Consider the following 17512-nt stretch of genomic DNA (forward strand, 5'->3'; position numbering starts at 1 on the left):
GTCAGGGTGAGCGAGTTATCCACAACTACCAGCTGTTCCACGGATTTTGACCATGATCATCCCGGATGGAGCGGGACACCTACCGTCGAGCACATGACCCCTCGATCTCCCTCCCGGTCCCTCGCCCCACCTCTCGCCCGACCCGCCACCCACGACGGCCAGTCGGGTGCCCCCGCCCCACCGGTGACGGGGGAGCAGGCCGCCCGCCGCAGCCAGCGCGTCGCGCTGTTCGTACGGGAACGCCTCCCCGTCTGGCTCCGGGTGCGGTGCGCCTTGCACTGGCGGGCGCTCGTCGCGCTGACGGTCGTACTGCTGCTCGCGGTGGGCCTGGCCGTGCACCACTACCGGACCGGACGTCCGGAGCCCGTGCGCATCCCCCGGGCGGTCGGTCCGGCACCACCGGAGCGGGACGCATCGGCCCCGGGAGCGACCGCCGGTACCGCGGCGGGTGCCGGAGCCGGGACAGGAACCGGGACGGGGACGGGGGCCGGTGCCGGGGAGGCCGGTCGGGTGGGCGGGGGCGGCCGGCAGGTCGTGGTCGACGTCGGCGGCAAGGTACGCCGGCCCGGACTGCTGCGGCTGCCCGTCGGCGCCCGGGTCGCGGACGCACTGCGCGCCGCGGGCGGGGTGCGGCCGGGCACCGACACGACCGGCCTCAACCAGGCGCGGCTACTCGTGGACGGGGAACAGGTCGTCGTGGGCGCTCGCCCCTCGGCCCAGGGCGCCGAAGCACCCGGCGCCCCCGCCGGTGCCCCGCTCGGAGCGGGCGCGGCCGGTTCGGCGGGTTCGACCGGCCCGGCCGGACCCGGTGGCCCGTCCGCCGGACCCGTCTCGCTGAGTTCGGCGACCGCCGCGCAACTCGACGCGCTGCCCGGCGTCGGCCCCGTGCTGGCCCAACGCATCATCGACCACCGGGCGGCGCACGGCGGATTCCGGAACGTGGAGCAGCTCCGTGAGGTGACCGGTATCGGCGATCGCCGTTTCGCGAACCTGAAGGACCTGGTCCAGCCGTGAACGCTCCCGCGCTGGGCCCTGCACCCCCGCCGACCGGGGTGGCAGGAGCCGGGGCCGGCGCCGACCTGCGCCTGGTGCCCGTCGCCCTCACGGCATGGGGCACGACCGCACTGGCGCTGGGCCTCCCACCGGGTCGGTCCGTGGCCGTGGTGGCGGGCGCGGTGCTGGGCGCGGCAGGCCTCCTGGTGGCCGCCCGACGACGGGCGGCCACAGGGGGCGCCGGCCGGGACCGGGCCGGCGCGATGGTCACCGGGGCGGCACTGCTGCTGTGCGTGGCGGCGGCGGCCGGAACGGCGACCCTGCACGCGGCTGACCTGTGGCGCGGCCCGGTACCCGAACTCGCGGACCGGCACGCGGCGGCCACCTTGGAGGTGGAGGTGACAGCGGACCCCCGGCGGGCCCGGCCACGGGCGTCGAGCGGCGGTGCACCGCCACCACTGGTGCTGATGGACGCGCGGGTCGTCCGGGTGGACCGGTGGGACGGGACGGCGACCCGCACCCGCACCCCGGTCCTGGTGATGGTCGACGCGGACCGGGCGCCGCAGCGCTGGTTGTCGGTGCTGCCCTCCACCCGGCTCAGAGTCGAAGGACGGCTGTCGCCGCCGTACGGCGGCCGGGGCGACATCGCGGCCGTCGTACGGGTGGACGGGCGCCGGGGCCCGGTCACGGTGGCGGGACCGTCGGCTGTGCAGCAGTTCGCCGGGGACCTGCGCGGCGGCTTGCGGGCGGCGACCTCCCGGCTGCGCTCCGACGCACGGGTACTGCTGCCCGGACTGGTCGTGGGCGACACCTCACGGGTCGAACCCGACCTGCGGGAGGCGTTCGAGGCGACCGATCTGACGCACCTACTGGCGGTCAGCGGGGGGAACTTCGTGATCCTGCTGGCGCTGCTGATCGGCCCGCCGGGCACCGCGCAGTCGGCGGAGCGCCGCGGCTTGGCGCCGAGGCTCGGGATCCCGCTGCGGGCGACGGCGTTCCTGGCCGCCGGGCTGAGCCTCGGGTTCGTGGTGGTGTGCGGGCCGGAGCCCAGTGTCGTGCGGGCCGCGGCGTGCGGGGGCATCGCCCTGTTGGCCATGGTGACCGGGCGCCGCAGGTCCCTGCTCCCGGCGCTTGCCGCGGCGGTGCTCCTGCTGGTGCTGTACGACCCGTGGCTGTCCCGTAGTCCCGGGTTCCTGCTGTCCGTACTGGCGACGGGGGCGCTGTTGACCCTGGCGCCCGGCTGGAGCGCCGCGCTGCAACGCCGGGGGGTGCCGGGCCGCCCGGCCGAAGCGCTCGCCGCGTCGGCCGCCGCCCAGGTGGTGTGCGCGCCGGTGGTGGCGATGCTCGCGGAGCGGGTCAGCGTGGTCGCGGTGCCGTGCAACCTGTTGGCCGAGTTCGCGGTGGCGCCCGCCACGGTGCTGGGGTTCGGCGCCTTGGTCGCGGCACCGGTGGCGATGCCGTTGGCCCGGGCGTCGGCCTGGTGCGCGGCTTGGCCGGCCGAGTGGATCGCCCGGATCGCCCGGGCCGGGGCGGCGCTGCCCGGGGGGTCGGTCGACTGGCCGGGCGGCTGGCGCGGTGCGCTGCTCCTCGTGGCGGTCACGCTCGGGGTCCTGTGGGTCGGACGCTGGTTGCTGGGGCACCGATGGCTGGCGCTGCTGTGCACGGTGGCGCTGGTCCTGGCGGTGGTGCGCCCGGTGCCGCTCACCCGGTGGGTCACCGGCTGGCCGCCGCCCGGCTGGCGGCTCGTCATGTGCGACGTGGGTCAGGGGGACGCGCTGGTGCTGGCGGCGGGCACCGCCACGGGGGTGGTCGTGGACACCGGGCCGGACCCCGAGCGGATCGACGCGTGTCTGCGGTCCCTCGGGATCACCCGCGTTCCGCTCGTGCTGCTGACGCATTTCCACGCCGATCACGTGGGCGGTCTCGCGGGGGTGTTGCGGGGCCGGGCGGTGGGGGCGATCGAGACGACGGGGCTGGCGGAGCCGGTCGCCCAGGCCGCCATGGTCCGGCGGGTCGCAGCCGGCGGTGGTGTGCCCCTGCGGAGCCCCGTCGCGGGCGAGCGGCGGCGCACCGGGTCCGTCGCCTGGGAGGTGTTGTGGCCCCAGGGGCCGCCGGGCCCCGGGGACGGCACTCCACCGGGTCCGTTCGGGCCGTCGCTCGCCGGGGGCCCGACGGTCCCGTTGGGCCCCAATGACGCGAGCGTGACGTTGTTGGTGCGCAGCGGGGGCCTGCGGATGCTGTTGCTGGGGGATCTGGAACCGCCGGGGCAACGGGCTTTGGCGAGCGGCCCGTTGGGCGCCCGGACGGCCCGGGTGGACGTGTTGAAGGTGGCTCACCACGGGTCGGCGTTCCAGGACCCCGAACTGCTCGGTCGGACCGGTGCGCGGCTGGCGCTGATCTCCTGCGGTGCCGACAACCCGTACGGACACCCTTCGGGTCGTACGGTCGGGGCGCTGCGGGCGACCGGGGCGAGGGTGTTGCGCACCGACCGCGACGGTTCCGTGGCGGTGGTCGGCATGGAGGACGGTTCAGCCGGAGTGGTCACAGCGGGTTGACCGTTGCGAGCATTGCGTATGGGAACGCTGAGTGAACAGGGTGTCGCTTAAGGGGGAGAGGGTGAGTGCGGTGGTGGCCAGGGATGTTGAGTGAGCGTCGGGGAGGCGAGGGGCGGTGCGGTGCGGGGTGCGTTTGCTTCGCAAGCGGTGAAGGTGGTCGAATGCTGTGCCGATTGAACGTCGAACGATGTTGCGCGACCGTGGGGGGTATCGGGAATGCTGGGCCGTTGGCTGGGGAACCGCAGGAACGCGCGGCGGGGCGGTCTCCTCTCGGCGATGACGGTGCCCCCGTCCGCCGGAGCGCTCAGCTGCCGGGTGCTCGACGTGGTGAACGAGCCCGTGGGAAAGGCCGAGTTGACGGTCACCGACCCCGCCGGGCGCGTGGTGGTGAGCGGCGGCACTGATCCGTACGGACAGTTCGTGGCGACGGTGCCTGCGGGCGAGTACCGGATAGCCGTGGCCTCGGAGGGCTACACGCCGTACCGGGGGAGCGCGACGGTGGGCGAGGGGGCGCACGCATCGGTCGGTGACGTGCTGCTCCAGCCCGCACCGCCCCAGCCCCTGCCCGTGGCCGGTGACTGGACGGTCGAACCCGCGCACTCCTCCATCGGGTTCACCGCACGGCACATCGGCATGGCCCGGATCCACGGGCGGTTCAACACCTTCGCGGGCGCGCTGCGGATCGGCGAGCGGATGGAGGGGTCCGCGCTGCACGTGGTGATCGACGCCGCGTCCATCGACACCAACGTCCGGATGCGCGACGACCACTTGCGGTCGGCGGACTTCCTCGACGTCGAACGCTTCCCGACCTTGGAGTTCTACAGCGACCGCTTCGCACACCGGGGCGGCAACCGTTGGAACGTCGCGGGGGCGCTGTCGTTGCACGGCGTGACGCGGACGGTGACGCTCGACACGGAGTACCTGGGCCTCGGCAACGGCATGGAGGGTGAGCCGCGGGCCGCTTGCCGGGCGGTCACCGAACTGCACCGCGACGACTTCACGATCACCTGGCAGACGATGCTCGCCCGCGGGATCGCCGTGGTCGGACCCAGCATCGAGATCACGCTCGACATCCAGATCGTCCCCAAGGGCTGACCGCCCGACCCCGCCCCACACCCCGCCCGCCCGGTCATCGGTCGCTCGACCACGGTGAACGGTCGAGCCCCGCGGGACACCGACGATCCCGTCCGCGACCGTGCCGGACAATGACGGGGTGAGCGATGTGAGACACGTACTGGTGCTGCCCGACCGGGACGCCGCGGAGGAAGCCGCCGAAGCGCTGCGCGACCGGTTCGGGGTGCTGGAAGAACCGCAACTTGTGAGGGACGCGCTGGCCGGTGAGGACGACGCCGAGGACGCGCAGTGGCTGGTGGTGGTGGAGGACCCGCAGGGCCGCCTCGATCCGCGGGGGCTGGATGACTTCGCCGCCGAGTGGGAGGGCTGGCGGGAGGAGCCCTAGCCGGCGCGGGCGGTGTTCACCGGGTGCGTGCGGTTCGTACACCGCAACCGACCTCTAGGACGAGATCTGACCTATAGGGGCTCCAGCGTGGTCAACACGTTGAGGCGCTCGCACTTCAGGAGGCAGTCGGATGTCCGTCGAGCCGGTTCCCCAGGGCTACACCACCGTGACGCCGTGGATCATCTCCCGCGACACACGGCAACTCATCGACTTCATGACGCGGGCCTTCCAGGCGGAGGAACTCTCCTGCCTCACCGACGAGGACGGGACCGTCCAGCACGCGGAAGTGCGGATCGGCGACGCGGTGGTGATGATGCTCGACGCGCGGCCGGAGTGGCCGCCGACCCCCGGGTTCCTCCGCCTCTACGTCGAGGACGCCGACGCGGTGCACCGTCGCGCGGTCGCCGCCGGCGGGACCTCGGTCACCGAGGTCACCCACCTGTTCTTCGGCGACCGGGTCGGTCGGGTGCGCGATCCGCTGGGCAACCTGTACTGGATCCAGACCCGGGTGGAGGAGCCGAGCCCGCAGGAGATCGAACGCCGCCTCGGTGACCCGGAGTTCGCCCGGGCCATGGAGTACGTCCAGAGCGCCGACTTCTTCCCCGGCACCCGCCCCGGTTCGGCCCTCTGACCTCGGCTGGCACCGCCCCGATGAGGCCCCGCACCCGCCCGGGTCAGGACAGGGAGGTCGGCTGGCGCGGCGGAGGCACCGCGCGGAGCAGTTCCCACAGGGGTGTCGACCCGCCGGCCCAGCGGGCGAGGAGGGCACGGTCGACGAGGTGGAGCCGCTGGGAACGGGCGAAGTCGACGGCGTTGCCGGTGAAGCGACCGTTGGTGACGAGGACGACCACGTCACCGTGGTGCACGGGGCGGCCGGTGCCGTTGAGCACGTGCAGGTCGGGGGTGCCGACCGCGGAACCGGACAGGCCCGCCCTCCGGTGCTTGCACTGGATGACCCACCGCCGTCCGTACGGGTCGGTCGCCTTCACGTCGGCGCCGTTGTCGCCGGCTCCCCCCACCTGGATGGCGTCCGCGCAGCCGTCCCGGCGCATCAGGTCCCGCACCGCGTACTCGAACTGTCGATGGTGCAGGGCGTCGATCTGCGGCATGGCGTAGCGCAGTCCGTGCTGGCGCACCCGTTCCCACCGGGCCCGCTCCCGTCGCCGCACGATCCAGAACGCCGCTGCCCCGCCGACGGCGGCCAGCAACGACACGAGGACGACCGGGTGCGCGGCCAGCCACCGCAGCGCCCCCGTCACCATCACCCACACCACCACCAGGGCGAACAGGGCCACGACCAGCTGTTTGCCGCTGGTTCCCCGGCGTCGGCGGGCGGGCCGACGTCCCGACCGTCCAGCGGATCGACGGACCGGCCGTCGTACGGGCCCTCGGCGAGGTCGGCGCGGGCTCACCGCTCACCGGCCTTTCGCTCGTCGTTCCCCATCACGGACACCACAGGTCCTCCCCCTCGGCGGTCCCCGACCCCCCGGCCGCACCGTGCTCCCCTGTGTAGCCAGCACGGGACCGCCTCGTGACCGGGTTGCCCGGAGTTGGCGGCAAACCGACTGCCCTGGCCGGAACGGGCCGTCAGGGCACCCGTATCGAGCACCCGCGCCGAGTACCGGCACCGAGCACCCACATCGAGCACCGCCACCGAGCACCCGCGCCGAGCACCGGCCGGGCGGACAGCCGGGAGTGTCAGCGGGACGTGGGATGCTGGAGCGTGATGGCCAAGAAGACCGCAACCGACGACCTGCTCGCCCCCCTCACGCTCGCCGTGGGGCAGGAGGAACTGCTGCTCGACCGCGCCGTGCAGCAGGTCGTGGCCGCCGCACGGGCCGCCGACGCCGACACGGACGTCCGCGACCTCACCCCCGACCAGCTCCAGCCCGGCACCCTCGCCGAGCTGACCAGCCCGTCGCTGTTCGCCGAGCGCAAGGTCGTCGTCGTACGGAACGCGCAGGACCTGTCCGCGGACACCGTCAAGGACGTGAAGGCGTACCTCGGTGCGCCGGCCGAAGAGATCACGCTCGTGCTGCTGCACGCGGGCGGCGCCAAGGGCAAGGGACTGCTGGACGCGGCGCGCAAGGCGGGCGCGCGTGAGGTGGCCTGCCCGAAGATGACGAAGCCCGCCGACCGGCTGTCCTTCGTGCGCGGGGAGTTCCGGACGCTCGGCCGGGCCGCGACCCCCGAGGCCTGCCAAGCACTGGTGGACTCGATCGGCAGCGATCTGCGGGAGCTGGCCTCGGCGGTGGCCCAACTGGTCGCGGACGTCGAGGGCACCATCGACGAGGCGGTCGTCGGCCGCTACTACACCGGCCGCGCCGAGGCGTCGAGCTTCACGGTCGCCGACCGGGCGGTCGAGGGGCGGGCGGCCGAGGCGTTGGAGGCGCTGCGCTGGTCGCTGTCGACCGGTGTCGCCCCGGTGCTGATCACCAGCGCGCTCGCCCAGGGGGTCCGGGCGATCGGCAAGCTGTCCTCCGCGCGCGGGGGGCGCCCCGCCGACCTCGCCCGCGAGTTGGGCATGCCCCCTTGGAAGATCGACCGGGTCCGTCAGCAGATGCGCGGGTGGACCCCGGACGGGGTGGCCGTGGCACTGCGCGCCGTGGCGGAGGCCGATGCGGGGGTCAAGGGCGGTGGCGACGACCCCGAGTACGCCTTGGAGAAGGCCGTCGTGACGATCGCCCGCGCGGCCCGCTCCCGCCGCGGCTGACCCGTCCGGACCCCACGCGCTCGTCAGCGTCTTCCGGGCCCGGAAGACGCTGACGAACGCAAACGCCGAGGACCCCGTACCGGCCGCCTGGGGAAGGCGGGGTACGGGGTCCTCGGATCAAGATGGATGAGCCGGCACCCGCGTGGCGAACGCAGGCCGCGTGCCGGCCCGGATTGCCGGACGGGAGCGGAAGAGAGGGCCCGCTGGGTCCCCTCCGGCTGGTCGAGTCGGTGTGGCGGCGGAACCGGTGCGCGGGCGCGAACGCCTCACGTGCTGGTCCTGACCACGGTGCGTGGACGTGGGGTCAGACCCCACGCGTCACGGTTTCAGCCCTTGAGGGCGGCGACCTGGGAAGCCAGGGACGACTTCTTGTTGGCGGCCTGGTTCTTGTGGATGACGCCCTTGGAGACGGCCTTGTCCAGCTTGCGCGAAGCGTCGCGCTGCGCGGCGGTGGCCTTCTCGACGTCGCCGGCGGCGACGGCCTCACGGGTACGGCGGACCGCGGTCTTCAGGGAAGACTTGACGGCCTTGTTGCGCAGCCGGGCCTTCTCGTTGGTCTTGATCCGCTTGATCTGGGACTTGATGTTCGCCACGAATGAGCCTTCACAGGTTCAAGGCGCGCGTGGGTCGAGGCCCGTACGCGCCGGTGATTTCGTTCTGGGGTGGCGCCACGGACCGGGACCGGGAGGACCGGCCGGACCGGGGTGCCGAGTGGATCACCGGGATCCGGTGCTCCGTGCCGTGTCTCCAGCTGAGAGGGCAGGAGGCACAACGGCCCAGGTTACCAGTCGGCCTCCCGGCGGCCCAAACCGGCCGCAGTGCCCCGCCCGTGGGACGATGGAGGCTAGGTGACGATCCGAGCCGAGGCGTGAGAAGCCTCAAGAGACAGGACCCTGCGTGCCCGCGACCACTCAGCATGTACCAGAGCCCAGCCGTACCGCCCCGGCTCTGATCCGGAATTTCTGCATCATCGCGCACATCGACCACGGAAAGTCCACGCTGGCTGACCGTATGCTCCAGCTCACCGGAGTCGTCGACCAGCGGCAGATGCGCGCCCAGTACCTCGACCGCATGGACATCGAGCGGGAGCGCGGCATCACGATCAAGTCCCAGGCGGTTCGACTGCCCTGGGCGCCGACCGAGGGGCCCGACCAGGGCACCACCCACATCCTCAACATGATCGACACCCCGGGTCACGTGGACTTCACGTACGAGGTGTCACGATCGCTCGCCGCCTGTGAGGGAACCGTCCTCCTGGTGGACGCCGCCCAGGGCATCGAGGCACAGACCCTCGCCAACCTGTACCTGGCGATGGAGAACGAGCTCACCATCATCCCGGTGCTCAACAAGATCGACCTGCCTGCGGCGCAGCCGGAGAAGTTCGCCGAGGAACTGGCGAACCTGGTCGGCTGCGAGCCCGACGACGTCCTGCGGGTCTCCGCCAAGACGGGGGTCGGGGTCGACGCGCTGCTCAACCGGGTGGTCGCCGAGGTCACGCACCCCGTGGGGGTGGCCGACGCGCCCGCCCGCGCCATGATCTTCGACTCGGTCTACGACTCGTACCGGGGCGTCGTCACCTATGTCAGGGTGATCGACGGTCAGCTCAGCAAGCGCGAGCGGATCAAGATGATGTCGACCGGCGCGACCCACGAACTGCTGGAGATCGGCGTCAGCTCGCCCGAGATGCTGCCCTCCGACGGGCTCGGCGTGGGCGAGGTCGGCTATCTGATCACCGGCGTGAAGGACGTCCGGCAGTCCAAGGTCGGTGACACCATCACCAGCCAGCACAAGGGCGCCGTGGAAGCGCTCGGCGGCTACAAGGACCCGAAGCCGATGGTCTTCTCGGGGCTGTACCCCCTGGACGGCTCCGACTACCCGGACCTGCGTGAGGCGCTCGACAAGCTCCAGCTCAACGATGCCGCGCTCGTCTACGAGCCGGAGACCTCCGCCGCGCTCGGCTTCGGCTTCCGCGTCGGCTTCCTCGGGCTGCTGCACCTGGACGTGGTCCGGGAGCGGTTGGAGCGCGAGTTCGGCCTCGATCTGATCGCGACCGCGCCCAACGTGGTCTACCGGGTGATCATGGAGGACCGCACCGAGCACATCGTCACCAACCCGAGCGAGTTCCCCGAGGGCAAGATCGACGAGGTGTACGAGCCGGTCGTGCGGGCCACCATCCTCGCGCCCAGCGAGTTCATCGGTTCGATCATGGAGCTGTGCCAGGCCCGGCGCGGGGTCATGCTCGGCATGGACTACCTCTCCGAGGACCGGGTCGAGATCCGTTACACCCTGCCGCTCGCGGAGATCGTCTTCGACTTCTTCGACCAGCTCAAGTCGAAGACCCGCGGCTACGCCTCCCTCGACTACGAGCCCACCGGCGAGCAGAGCGCCCAGCTCGTCAAGGTCGACATCCTGTTGCACGGCGACAAGGTGGACGCCTTCTCGGCGGTCACCCACAAGGACCAGGCGTACGCGTACGGTGTCCGGCTCGTCGCCAAGCTCAGGGAGCTCATCCCGCGGCAGAGCTTCGAGGTGCCCGTCCAGGCCGCGATCGGGGCGCGGGTCATCGCCCGCGAGACCATCCGCGCCATCCGCAAGGACGTCCTCGCCAAGTGTTACGGCGGCGACATCTCCCGCAAGCGCAAGCTGCTGGAGAAGCAGAAGGAGGGCAAGAAGCGGATGAAGATGGTCGGCTCCGTGGAGGTCCCGCAGGAGGCGTTCATCGCCGTGCTGTCCAGTGACGACAGCGGCAAGAGCAAGAAGTAGCGAGCGAGCGGTTCGTTCGACGACGGGCCCGTGGACACGACACCGTGTCCACGGGCCCGTTGTCGTGTGCGGCCCGATCGGTGTGTGGGGCCCGGGTCGGTGTGTGGGGCCTGATGGGCGGGATGTCTGCCCGTCACCCGCTTTGCCGTGTCCATACCGATCGACAACTGTGACCAGTGAGGGCATCCGACCCCTTACGCACGGGATCGGTGCGCTCTAACCTGATCACTGCCCGGTAGTTACCAGTGAGTTAAGTACCAGTGAGTTAAGTAGGAAGCCGCCACCCCCCAGTAGCCGTACGTACACAGCCGCAGCGAGCCGCCCGCAGTCGGAGGCGCCACGCAATGCCGCGGGCCCGGAGGACGTCGTGAGCGACACACAGAGCCTGATCGAGAACCGGCCGCCCTCGGTGGCCCATCTGTTCCTGGAGCGCGTCGAACGCACACCCGACGCCGAGGCGTACCGGTACCCGGTGCGGGCGGCCTCCGGCACGGGGCCCGACGCCTGGCGGTCCCTGAGCTGGGGGGAGGCCGCTCAGCGGGTGTACGCCATCGCGGCGGGACTGGTCGACCTGGGCGTGGAGCCCGAAGAACGCGTGGCGCTGATGGCGGCGACGCGGGTGGAGTGGATCCTCACCGACCTCGCGATCCTGTGTGCGGGCGCCGCCAACACCACCGTCTACCCGCAGACCAACGCACCGGAATCCGCGTACATCATCGCGGACTCCGGCAGCCGGGTCCTCGTCGCCGAGGACGCGGAGCAACTCGCCAAGGCCCGTGAGTGCCGCGCGCAGTTGCCGGAGTTGGCGCACGTCGTCCTCATCGACGGCGAGGGCCACGAGCCCGACCCCACCGACCCCGAGGGCTGGGTGCTGACCCTCGCCGAATTGGAGGCCCGGGGCGCCGCCCTGCTGGAGCGGCAGCCGGACCTGGTCCGGGAGCGGGTCGCGGCGATCACCGCCGACCGGCTGGCCACCCTGATCTACACCTCCGGCACCACCGGCCGGCCCAAGGGCGTACGGCTCCCGCACGACAACTGGTCGTACATGGCCAAGGCCATCGCGGCGACCGGGCTGATCAGCGGCGAGGACGTCCAGTACCTGTGGCTGCCGCTGGCCCACGTCTTCGGCAAGGTGCTGATCTCCGGGCAGATAGAGGTCGGCCACGTCACCGCCGTCGACGGACGCGTCGACAAGATCATCGAGAATCTGCCGGTCGTCCAGCCGACGTACATGGCGGCCGTGCCCCGGATCTTCGAGAAGGTCTACAACGGGGTCGCGGCGAAGGCCCGGGCGGGCGGCGCCGCCAAGTACCGGATCTTCCAGTGGGCCGCCGGGATCTCCCGCGAGTACGCGAAGACCAGCCAGGAGAGCTTCCGCCGCACCGGCCGCGCCGACGTCCCCTTCGGCCTGCGCTCCCAGCACAAGGTCGCCGACGCCCTGGTCTTCGGCAAGCTGCGCGAGGCGTTCGGCGGGCGGCTGCGGGCCTGCATCTCCGGCTCCGCGGCGCTGTCCCCGGAGATCGGCTACTTCTTCTCCGGCGCCGGGGTGCACATCCTGGAGGGCTACGGCCTGACCGAGACGTCGGCGGCGTCCTTCGTCAACCCGGGCGGGGCCTACCGCACCGGGACGGTCGGCAAGCCGCTGTCGGGCACCGAGGTGCGGATCGCCGAGGACGGCGAGGTGCTGGTGCGCGGACCGGGCGTCATGGAGGGCTACCACGGGTTGCCCGAACGGACCGCCGAGGTCCTGGAGAGCGACGGCTGGCTGCACACCGGCGACATCGGCGAACTGTCCGAGGACGGCTACCTGCGGATCACCGACCGCAAGAAGGACCTGATCAAGACCTCGGGCGGCAAGTACGTGGCCCCGGCGGAGGTCGAAGGACAGTTCAAGGCGATCTGTCCGTACGTCTCCGCCATCGTCGTGCACGGCGCCGCCCGCAACTTCTGCACCGCGCTCATCGCCCTGGACGAGGCGGCGATCCTCGGCTGGGCCGGCGACAACGGCCTCGCCGGCAAGTCGTACGCGCAGGTGCTCGCCGCACCCGAGACGGTCACCCTCGTCGACGGCTACGTCACGGAGTTGAACCAGGGGCTCCAGCGCTGGCAGACCATCAAGAGGTTCCGCATCCTGCCGCGTGACCTCGACGTCGAACACGGTGACTTGACCCCGAGCCTGAAGCTCAAGCGCCCGGCCGTGGAGCGCGAGTTCGGGCACCTGCTGGAGGAGATGTACACGGGCGCGAAGGAATCCTGAGCCCGGGCGCGTGCGCCGGTCGCCGACGGCGGATCGGCGACCGCCGCACGCGCGCTGCCCACGCCCGCCCCGCCCGCGCTACTCGTTCCCGCCCTGTGCACTCCCGCCTCACCCGCACGGGCGACCCTGCGGGCCCACGGTTCACAGCGCGACCCGGCCGCGCCGCATCTCCCGGAGCATCCGCCCCAGATCGTTGATGTCCGCGCGGAGGTCGGTGGCGGCGTGGTCCCGGCACGGCGGTGCCTGCGCCATCCGGCGCTCGATCGCCGTGAGCCGGTCGACCAGCGCGTCGAACTGCCGCTCCTCCCGCGCGAGCATCCGCTCCAGCTGCCGGTTCTTGCGGTGCAGGTCCAGGAAGACGGTCACCTTGGCGCGCAGCACCCAGGGGTCGAAGGGCTTGGTGAGGTAGTCCGCCGCCCCGGTGGCGTAGCCGCGGAACGCGAAGCCCGCATCGGGTTCCAGGCCGGTCAGGAAGATGATCGGCACGTCCTTCGCCGGGTCGAGCCGTCTGATCTGGGCGGCCGTTTCGAAGCCGTCCATCCCTGGCATGTGGACGTCCAGGAGCACCACCGCGAATCTCCGGCGCAGCAGCGCCTTCAGTGCCTCCTCGCCCGAACGGGCCCGCACCAGAGGTGCGTTGAGGGAGCCGAGTACGGCTTCCAGGGCCGTCAGATTGTCTTCCATGTCGTCGACCAGCAGGATGCCCGCCCGGTCGTCGTCCACTGCCCCACCGCTCATCGTGACCGTGCCTCGTCGTCCGTGGTTCCCCGGCCCGCCGATCCGGAACCGGGCCGGGAGCGGACCGCTGTCGTCGTGGTCCGTGCCCGTTGCGCTCGCCGCCGGCATGTGCGCGTATCCGGGTACGCCGTTCGTCGTAGGGCGGCGTCCCCAGTGCGCGTGAGAACCCTCATCCCGAAGGGTGCGGGCCGCTCCGCCGTTCGGGATGACCCACTTCGGTCACTCGGTGCGTACGGGTGCGGTCAGTCTGTCACTCTGTCTCTGTCGCCCGAGGCGCATTCGCCCGAAGTTCCCAGCAGTCGAGGAGTGGAGTCCGTTCCGATGCGACGGGAGAACCGGGAGAACACAGTTCGTGCCGGAGTACGACGAGCGCGGGGGCGCGCGGGCGCACGCGTGGCGCGCACCTCCTTGCCCGGCAACTCGCTGGCCCCCTCGGCCGCTCGGGTCTTCGCCCGACGTGTCCTCGGGGAGTGGGCCCGCGAGGGCGCGCAGGGTGCGCGGCCGGCCGCGGCCCGCATATCCGACCGTCTGGTGCAGGATGCGTCCCTGCTGGTCAGCGAGCTGGTGACGAATGCGGTGGTGCATGCGGGCACGGATGTGGGACTGCTCTGCCGGTGGGAGGAACAGCAGCCTCTAGAGGGTGAGGCAGAGGGTGAGGCGGAGGGCCACGGAGGGGTGGCCGACATTGAGTTCGCCCACCTCGCCGACCCCACAGACCCCGTAGGCCCCGCCCGTCCCGCCGACCTCGCAGAACAGCCGTCCGAGCCGCACCACCCGGCGTACGCCCCCGAGTGCGCGGCGGACGACGTCGACACGGCACCCCATCCGGAAGCGGAACCCGTTCCAACCCCCGGTACCGCTCCCGGAATCCCCGCCCCCGGCTCCCCTGCCGACCTCGATGCCGACCCCGATCCCGACTCCGAATTACTCGCGGACTCCGGTGCCCTCGTCATCGAGGTCTCCGACCAGCACCCCGCACGCCCCATCAACGGCGCCCCCGCCGCCCGCAGCAGCGACGCGCCCGAGTACGGCCGGGGACTGCAACTCGTCGCCCGACTCGCCACCGCCTGGGGCGTCACCTACCGACCCGGCACCAAGACGGTGTGGGCGCGGATTCCCGTACACCCGCGCGGGACCGGCGTCCCGGGTGCGGTGCCGGACGAGTGGGGGTGTCCGGACGAGGTGGTCATGCCCGGCTACGAGGCGGTCGCCGGCTACGGCGTGATGGCCGGCGCGGCACCCGACGGCACCCGCCCCACCGGACCCGGCTGGCCCGCGCCGGGCGGGGCGGACGCCCCCGGTCCGGCGGGCCCCCTGCCCTCCGGACCGGCGCCCGACCTCCCGGCGCGCGCGCCCGGCGCGGACCCCGCCGTCCCCTGGACCCCGGGCGGCGACTCGGACTGGGTGGGCCGGGGCGCCCTCTCCTTCCTGGCCGAGGCGTCCGAACTGCTCGCCGGGCAACTGGACGAGGACCTGGTGGCGACGCTCGCGGGCCAACTGCTGGTGCCCCGGCTCGCCGACTGGTGCGCGGTCTGGCTAGGCGACGAGGCCGACGGCTCCGGACCCGGCACCTGCACCCCGCCGGGCAGCGGCCCCCGGCTGGCCCGGGTGTGGCACGGCAGCGAGGAGCGCATCGAGGAGCTGCGCCGCGTCCTGGAGAAGGAACCGCCCCTGCCCACCGAGGACCCGGCGCGCTCCGGAGCGGTCCCCGTGCGCTGGCCCGGCGCCTCGTTCGGGGCGGACGAACCACTGGGGGCCTGCGTGGCGTTCGGGCTGGTCGCGGGCGGCAGACCACTGGGCACCCTGCTGATCGGGCGCTCCGGACTGCTGAGGTTCCCCGACGAGGTGACCGGGCTCGTCGAGGACTTCTGCCGCCGGGTCGCGCTGGCGATCGGCGCGGCCCGCCAGTACGCCCGGCAGGCCACCATCAGCCGGGTCCTCCAGCGCGGACTGCTGCCCAGCGCGGTCGCGGAGATCCCCGGGATGCGCAGCGCCCTGGTCTACGAACCCCGGGAGCGCGGCGGGCCCGGCGGCGACTTCTACGACGTGTTCCCGGCCGGACGGGGCCGCTGGTGCTTCGCGCTGGGCGACGTCCAGGGCAAGGGCCCCGAGGCGGCGGTCGTGGTCGGGCTCGCCCGGCCCTGGCTGCGTCTGCTGGCCCGCGAGGGCTACGCGGTGGGCGAGGTGCTGGACCGGCTCAACCAGCTGCTCCTGGACGATGCGACGGAAGCCGCCGAGGCCGGGGCGCGGGCGCTCGCCGGGGCGGAGGGCGGCCCGCTGTCGGCGGAGGGCTTCATGCCCCGGTTCCTCTCCACGCTGTACGGGGAACTGGTGCCGACGGCGGACGGGGTCCGGTGCACCCTCGCCTCGGCCGGCCACCCGCTGCCGCTGGTGCTGCGCCCCGACGGGGAGGTGTGCGTCGTCGCCGGGTCCCAGATGCTGCTGGGCGTGGTCGAGGACGTCACGTACCGCGCCGAGTCCTTCGACCTGGCGCCGGGGGACACCCTGCTGTGCGTGACCGACGGGGTCACCGAGCGCCGGGCGGGGCGGCGCCAGTTCGACGACGCCGAGGGGCTCGCGGTGGCCCTCTCCGGGTGTGCGGGGCTCTCCGCCGGCGCACTGGCCGAGCGGCTGCGGCAACAGGTGCACGCCTTCGGTGACGCGCCCCCGGAGGACGACCTCGCGATCCTCGTCCTCCAGGCCGTCTGAGGGGCCGGCGGGGGCGCTCGTCCGGCCCGGCGTCCGGCCCGGTGGGCCGCCCGGCGGGGGAACGTGCGGCGACGGGGGACAATGGGGGCATGCCTTCCGTACTTCCCGAGGGTGAGGCCGTGCCCGAAAGCGGGGCGCTGCCCGCCGATGCGCTCGCCGGGGCGGCCGACCGCCCCCTCGGGTTCTATCTCCACGTCCCCTACTGCGCCACCCGCTGCGGGTACTGCGACTTCAACACCTACACCGCCACCGAGCTCCGGGGCAGCGGCGGGGTGCTCGCGTCCCGCGACAACTACGCGGCCACCCTCGTCGACGAGGTCCGGCTCGCCCGCAAGGTGCTCGGGGACGACCCCCGCCAGGTGCGGACCGTCTTCGTCGGCGGCGGCACGCCCACCCTGCTCGCCGCGAACGACCTGGTGCGGATGCTCGGCGCGGTCCGGGACGAGTTCGGATTCGCGCCCGACGCGGAGATCACCACCGAGGCCAACCCCGACTCGGTCGACCCGGCGTACCTGGCCGCGCTGCGCGAGGGCGGCTTCACCCGGATCTCGTTCGGCATGCAGAGCGCCCGCCCGCACGTCCTGAAGATCCTCGACCGCACGCACACCCCGGGGCGCCCTGAGCGCTGTGTCGCCGAGGCGCGGGCCGCCGGGTTCGAGCACGTCAACCTGGACCTGATCTACGGGACCCCGGGGGAGTCCGACGACGACTGGCGGGCCTCCCTGGACGCCGCGATCGGCGCGGAACCCGACCACGTGTCGGCGTACGCGCTGATCGTGGAGGAGGGCACCCGGCTGGCCCGGCAGATCCGGCGCGGCGAGGTCCCGATGACCGACGACGACGTGCACGCCGACCGCTACCTGATCGCCGAGGAGCGGCTCGCCGCCGCCGGCTACGCCTGGTACGAGGTGTCCAACTGGGCCAGGTCGGCGGCCGGGCGGTGCCTCCACAACGAGCTGTACTGGCGGGGCGCCGACTGGTGGGGAGCGGGCCCCGGCGCGCACAGCCACGTCGGCGGGGTGCGCTGGTGGAACGTCAAGCACCCGGGCGCCTACGCGGCGGCGCTCGCCGAGGGCCGGTCGCCCGGCGCCGGCCGGGAGGTCCTGGCGGCGGAGGACCGGCGGGTGGAGCGCGTCCTGCTGGAACTGCGTCTGCGTGACGGCTGCCCGCTGGACCTGCTGAGGCCGCAGGGGCTGGCGGCGGCCCGTCGCGCCCTCGCCGACGGACTCCTCGAAGCCGACCCCTTCGACCGGGGCCTGGCCGTGCTGACCCTGCGCGGCCGGCTGCTCGCGGACGGGGTGGTCCGGGACCTGGTGGACTGAGCG

The 17512-nt window shown here is 72.8% G+C and carries 13 protein-coding genes; 10 read left to right on the plus strand and 3 right to left on the minus strand.

Going from position 1 to position 17512, the window contains the following annotated elements:
* Window positions 1-93 precede the first annotated feature (93 nt).
* The 5 genes from ACFV88_RS08780 (at window position 94) to ACFV88_RS08800 (ending at window position 5638) form a co-directional block, all read left to right on the plus strand.
* Window positions 94-1014: a helix-hairpin-helix domain-containing protein gene (locus ACFV88_RS08780; protein ID WP_385487563.1), complete on the plus strand. Its 921-nt coding sequence runs from the start codon at window positions 94-96 to the stop codon at window positions 1012-1014.
* Window positions 1011-3548 carry a ComEC/Rec2 family competence protein gene (locus ACFV88_RS08785; protein ID WP_385487565.1) on the plus strand — a complete coding sequence of 846 codons (2538 nt, stop codon included), beginning with the start codon at window positions 1011-1013 and terminating at the stop codon, window positions 3546-3548. Before ACFV88_RS08780 ends, ACFV88_RS08785 begins: the two co-directional genes overlap by 4 nt.
* Before the next feature lie 216 nt (window positions 3549-3764).
* Window positions 3765-4643 carry a YceI family protein gene (locus tag ACFV88_RS08790; protein ID WP_385487567.1) on the plus strand — a complete coding sequence of 293 codons (879 nt, stop codon included), beginning with the start codon at window positions 3765-3767 and terminating at the stop codon, window positions 4641-4643.
* Between the two features lie 118 nt (window positions 4644-4761).
* The gene (locus ACFV88_RS08795) at window positions 4762-5007 is read left to right on the plus strand and encodes a hypothetical protein (RefSeq protein ID WP_385487569.1); all 246 of its coding nucleotides are present in this window, start codon (window positions 4762-4764) and stop codon (window positions 5005-5007) included.
* Between the two features lie 130 nt (window positions 5008-5137).
* Entirely contained in the window at window positions 5138-5638 is a 501-nt protein-coding gene (locus tag ACFV88_RS08800; RefSeq protein WP_385487571.1) for a VOC family protein, read from the plus strand.
* Window positions 5639-5681: 43 nt separating this feature from the next.
* Here ACFV88_RS08800 and ACFV88_RS08805 read toward each other — a convergent pair whose 3' ends face one another.
* Entirely contained in the window at window positions 5682-6419 is a 738-nt protein-coding gene (locus tag ACFV88_RS08805; RefSeq protein WP_385487573.1) for a restriction endonuclease, read from the minus strand.
* 314 nt (window positions 6420-6733) lie between these two features.
* Here ACFV88_RS08805 and holA point away from each other — a divergent pair, with 314 nt between their 5' ends.
* On the plus strand, window positions 6734-7720 hold the full coding sequence (gene holA / locus ACFV88_RS08810; protein WP_385487575.1) for a DNA polymerase III subunit delta: 987 nt from the start codon (window positions 6734-6736) through the stop codon (window positions 7718-7720).
* 326 nt (window positions 7721-8046) lie between these two features.
* On the opposite strand, the gene rpsT is transcribed toward holA, so the two are convergent.
* The gene (gene rpsT / locus ACFV88_RS08815) at window positions 8047-8313 is read right to left on the minus strand and encodes a 30S ribosomal protein S20 (protein ID WP_385487577.1); all 267 of its coding nucleotides are present in this window, start codon (window positions 8311-8313) and stop codon (window positions 8047-8049) included.
* A gap of 304 nt (window positions 8314-8617) precedes the next feature.
* On the opposite strand from rpsT, the gene lepA reads away from it, so the two are divergent.
* Window positions 8618-10483 carry a translation elongation factor 4 gene (lepA, locus tag ACFV88_RS08820; RefSeq protein WP_385487579.1) on the plus strand — a complete coding sequence of 622 codons (1866 nt, stop codon included), beginning with the start codon at window positions 8618-8620 and terminating at the stop codon, window positions 10481-10483.
* Window positions 10484-10850: 367 nt separating this feature from the next.
* The gene (locus ACFV88_RS08825) at window positions 10851-12740 is read left to right on the plus strand and encodes an AMP-dependent synthetase/ligase (protein ID WP_385487581.1); all 1890 of its coding nucleotides are present in this window, start codon (window positions 10851-10853) and stop codon (window positions 12738-12740) included.
* 141 nt (window positions 12741-12881) lie between these two features.
* Here ACFV88_RS08825 and ACFV88_RS08830 read toward each other — a convergent pair whose 3' ends face one another.
* A complete protein-coding gene (locus ACFV88_RS08830) occupies window positions 12882-13478 on the minus strand; it encodes a two-component system response regulator (RefSeq protein ID WP_385487583.1) in 597 nt (198 codons plus the stop codon).
* Between the two features lie 393 nt (window positions 13479-13871).
* On the opposite strand from ACFV88_RS08830, the gene ACFV88_RS08835 reads away from it, so the two are divergent.
* Together ACFV88_RS08835 and hemW are read left to right on the plus strand one after the other, a co-directional pair.
* The gene (locus ACFV88_RS08835) at window positions 13872-16187 is read left to right on the plus strand and encodes a SpoIIE family protein phosphatase (RefSeq protein WP_385487585.1); all 2316 of its coding nucleotides are present in this window, start codon (window positions 13872-13874) and stop codon (window positions 16185-16187) included.
* Between the two features lie 89 nt (window positions 16188-16276).
* A complete protein-coding gene (hemW, locus tag ACFV88_RS08840) occupies window positions 16277-17509 on the plus strand; it encodes a radical SAM family heme chaperone HemW (RefSeq protein ID WP_385487587.1) in 1233 nt (410 codons plus the stop codon).
* Window positions 17510-17512: the final 3 nt, after the last annotated feature.

The sequence above is a fragment of the Streptomyces sp. NPDC059816 genome (genome assembly GCF_042732055.1).
Classification (GTDB): domain Bacteria; phylum Actinomycetota; class Actinomycetes; order Streptomycetales; family Streptomycetaceae; genus Streptomyces.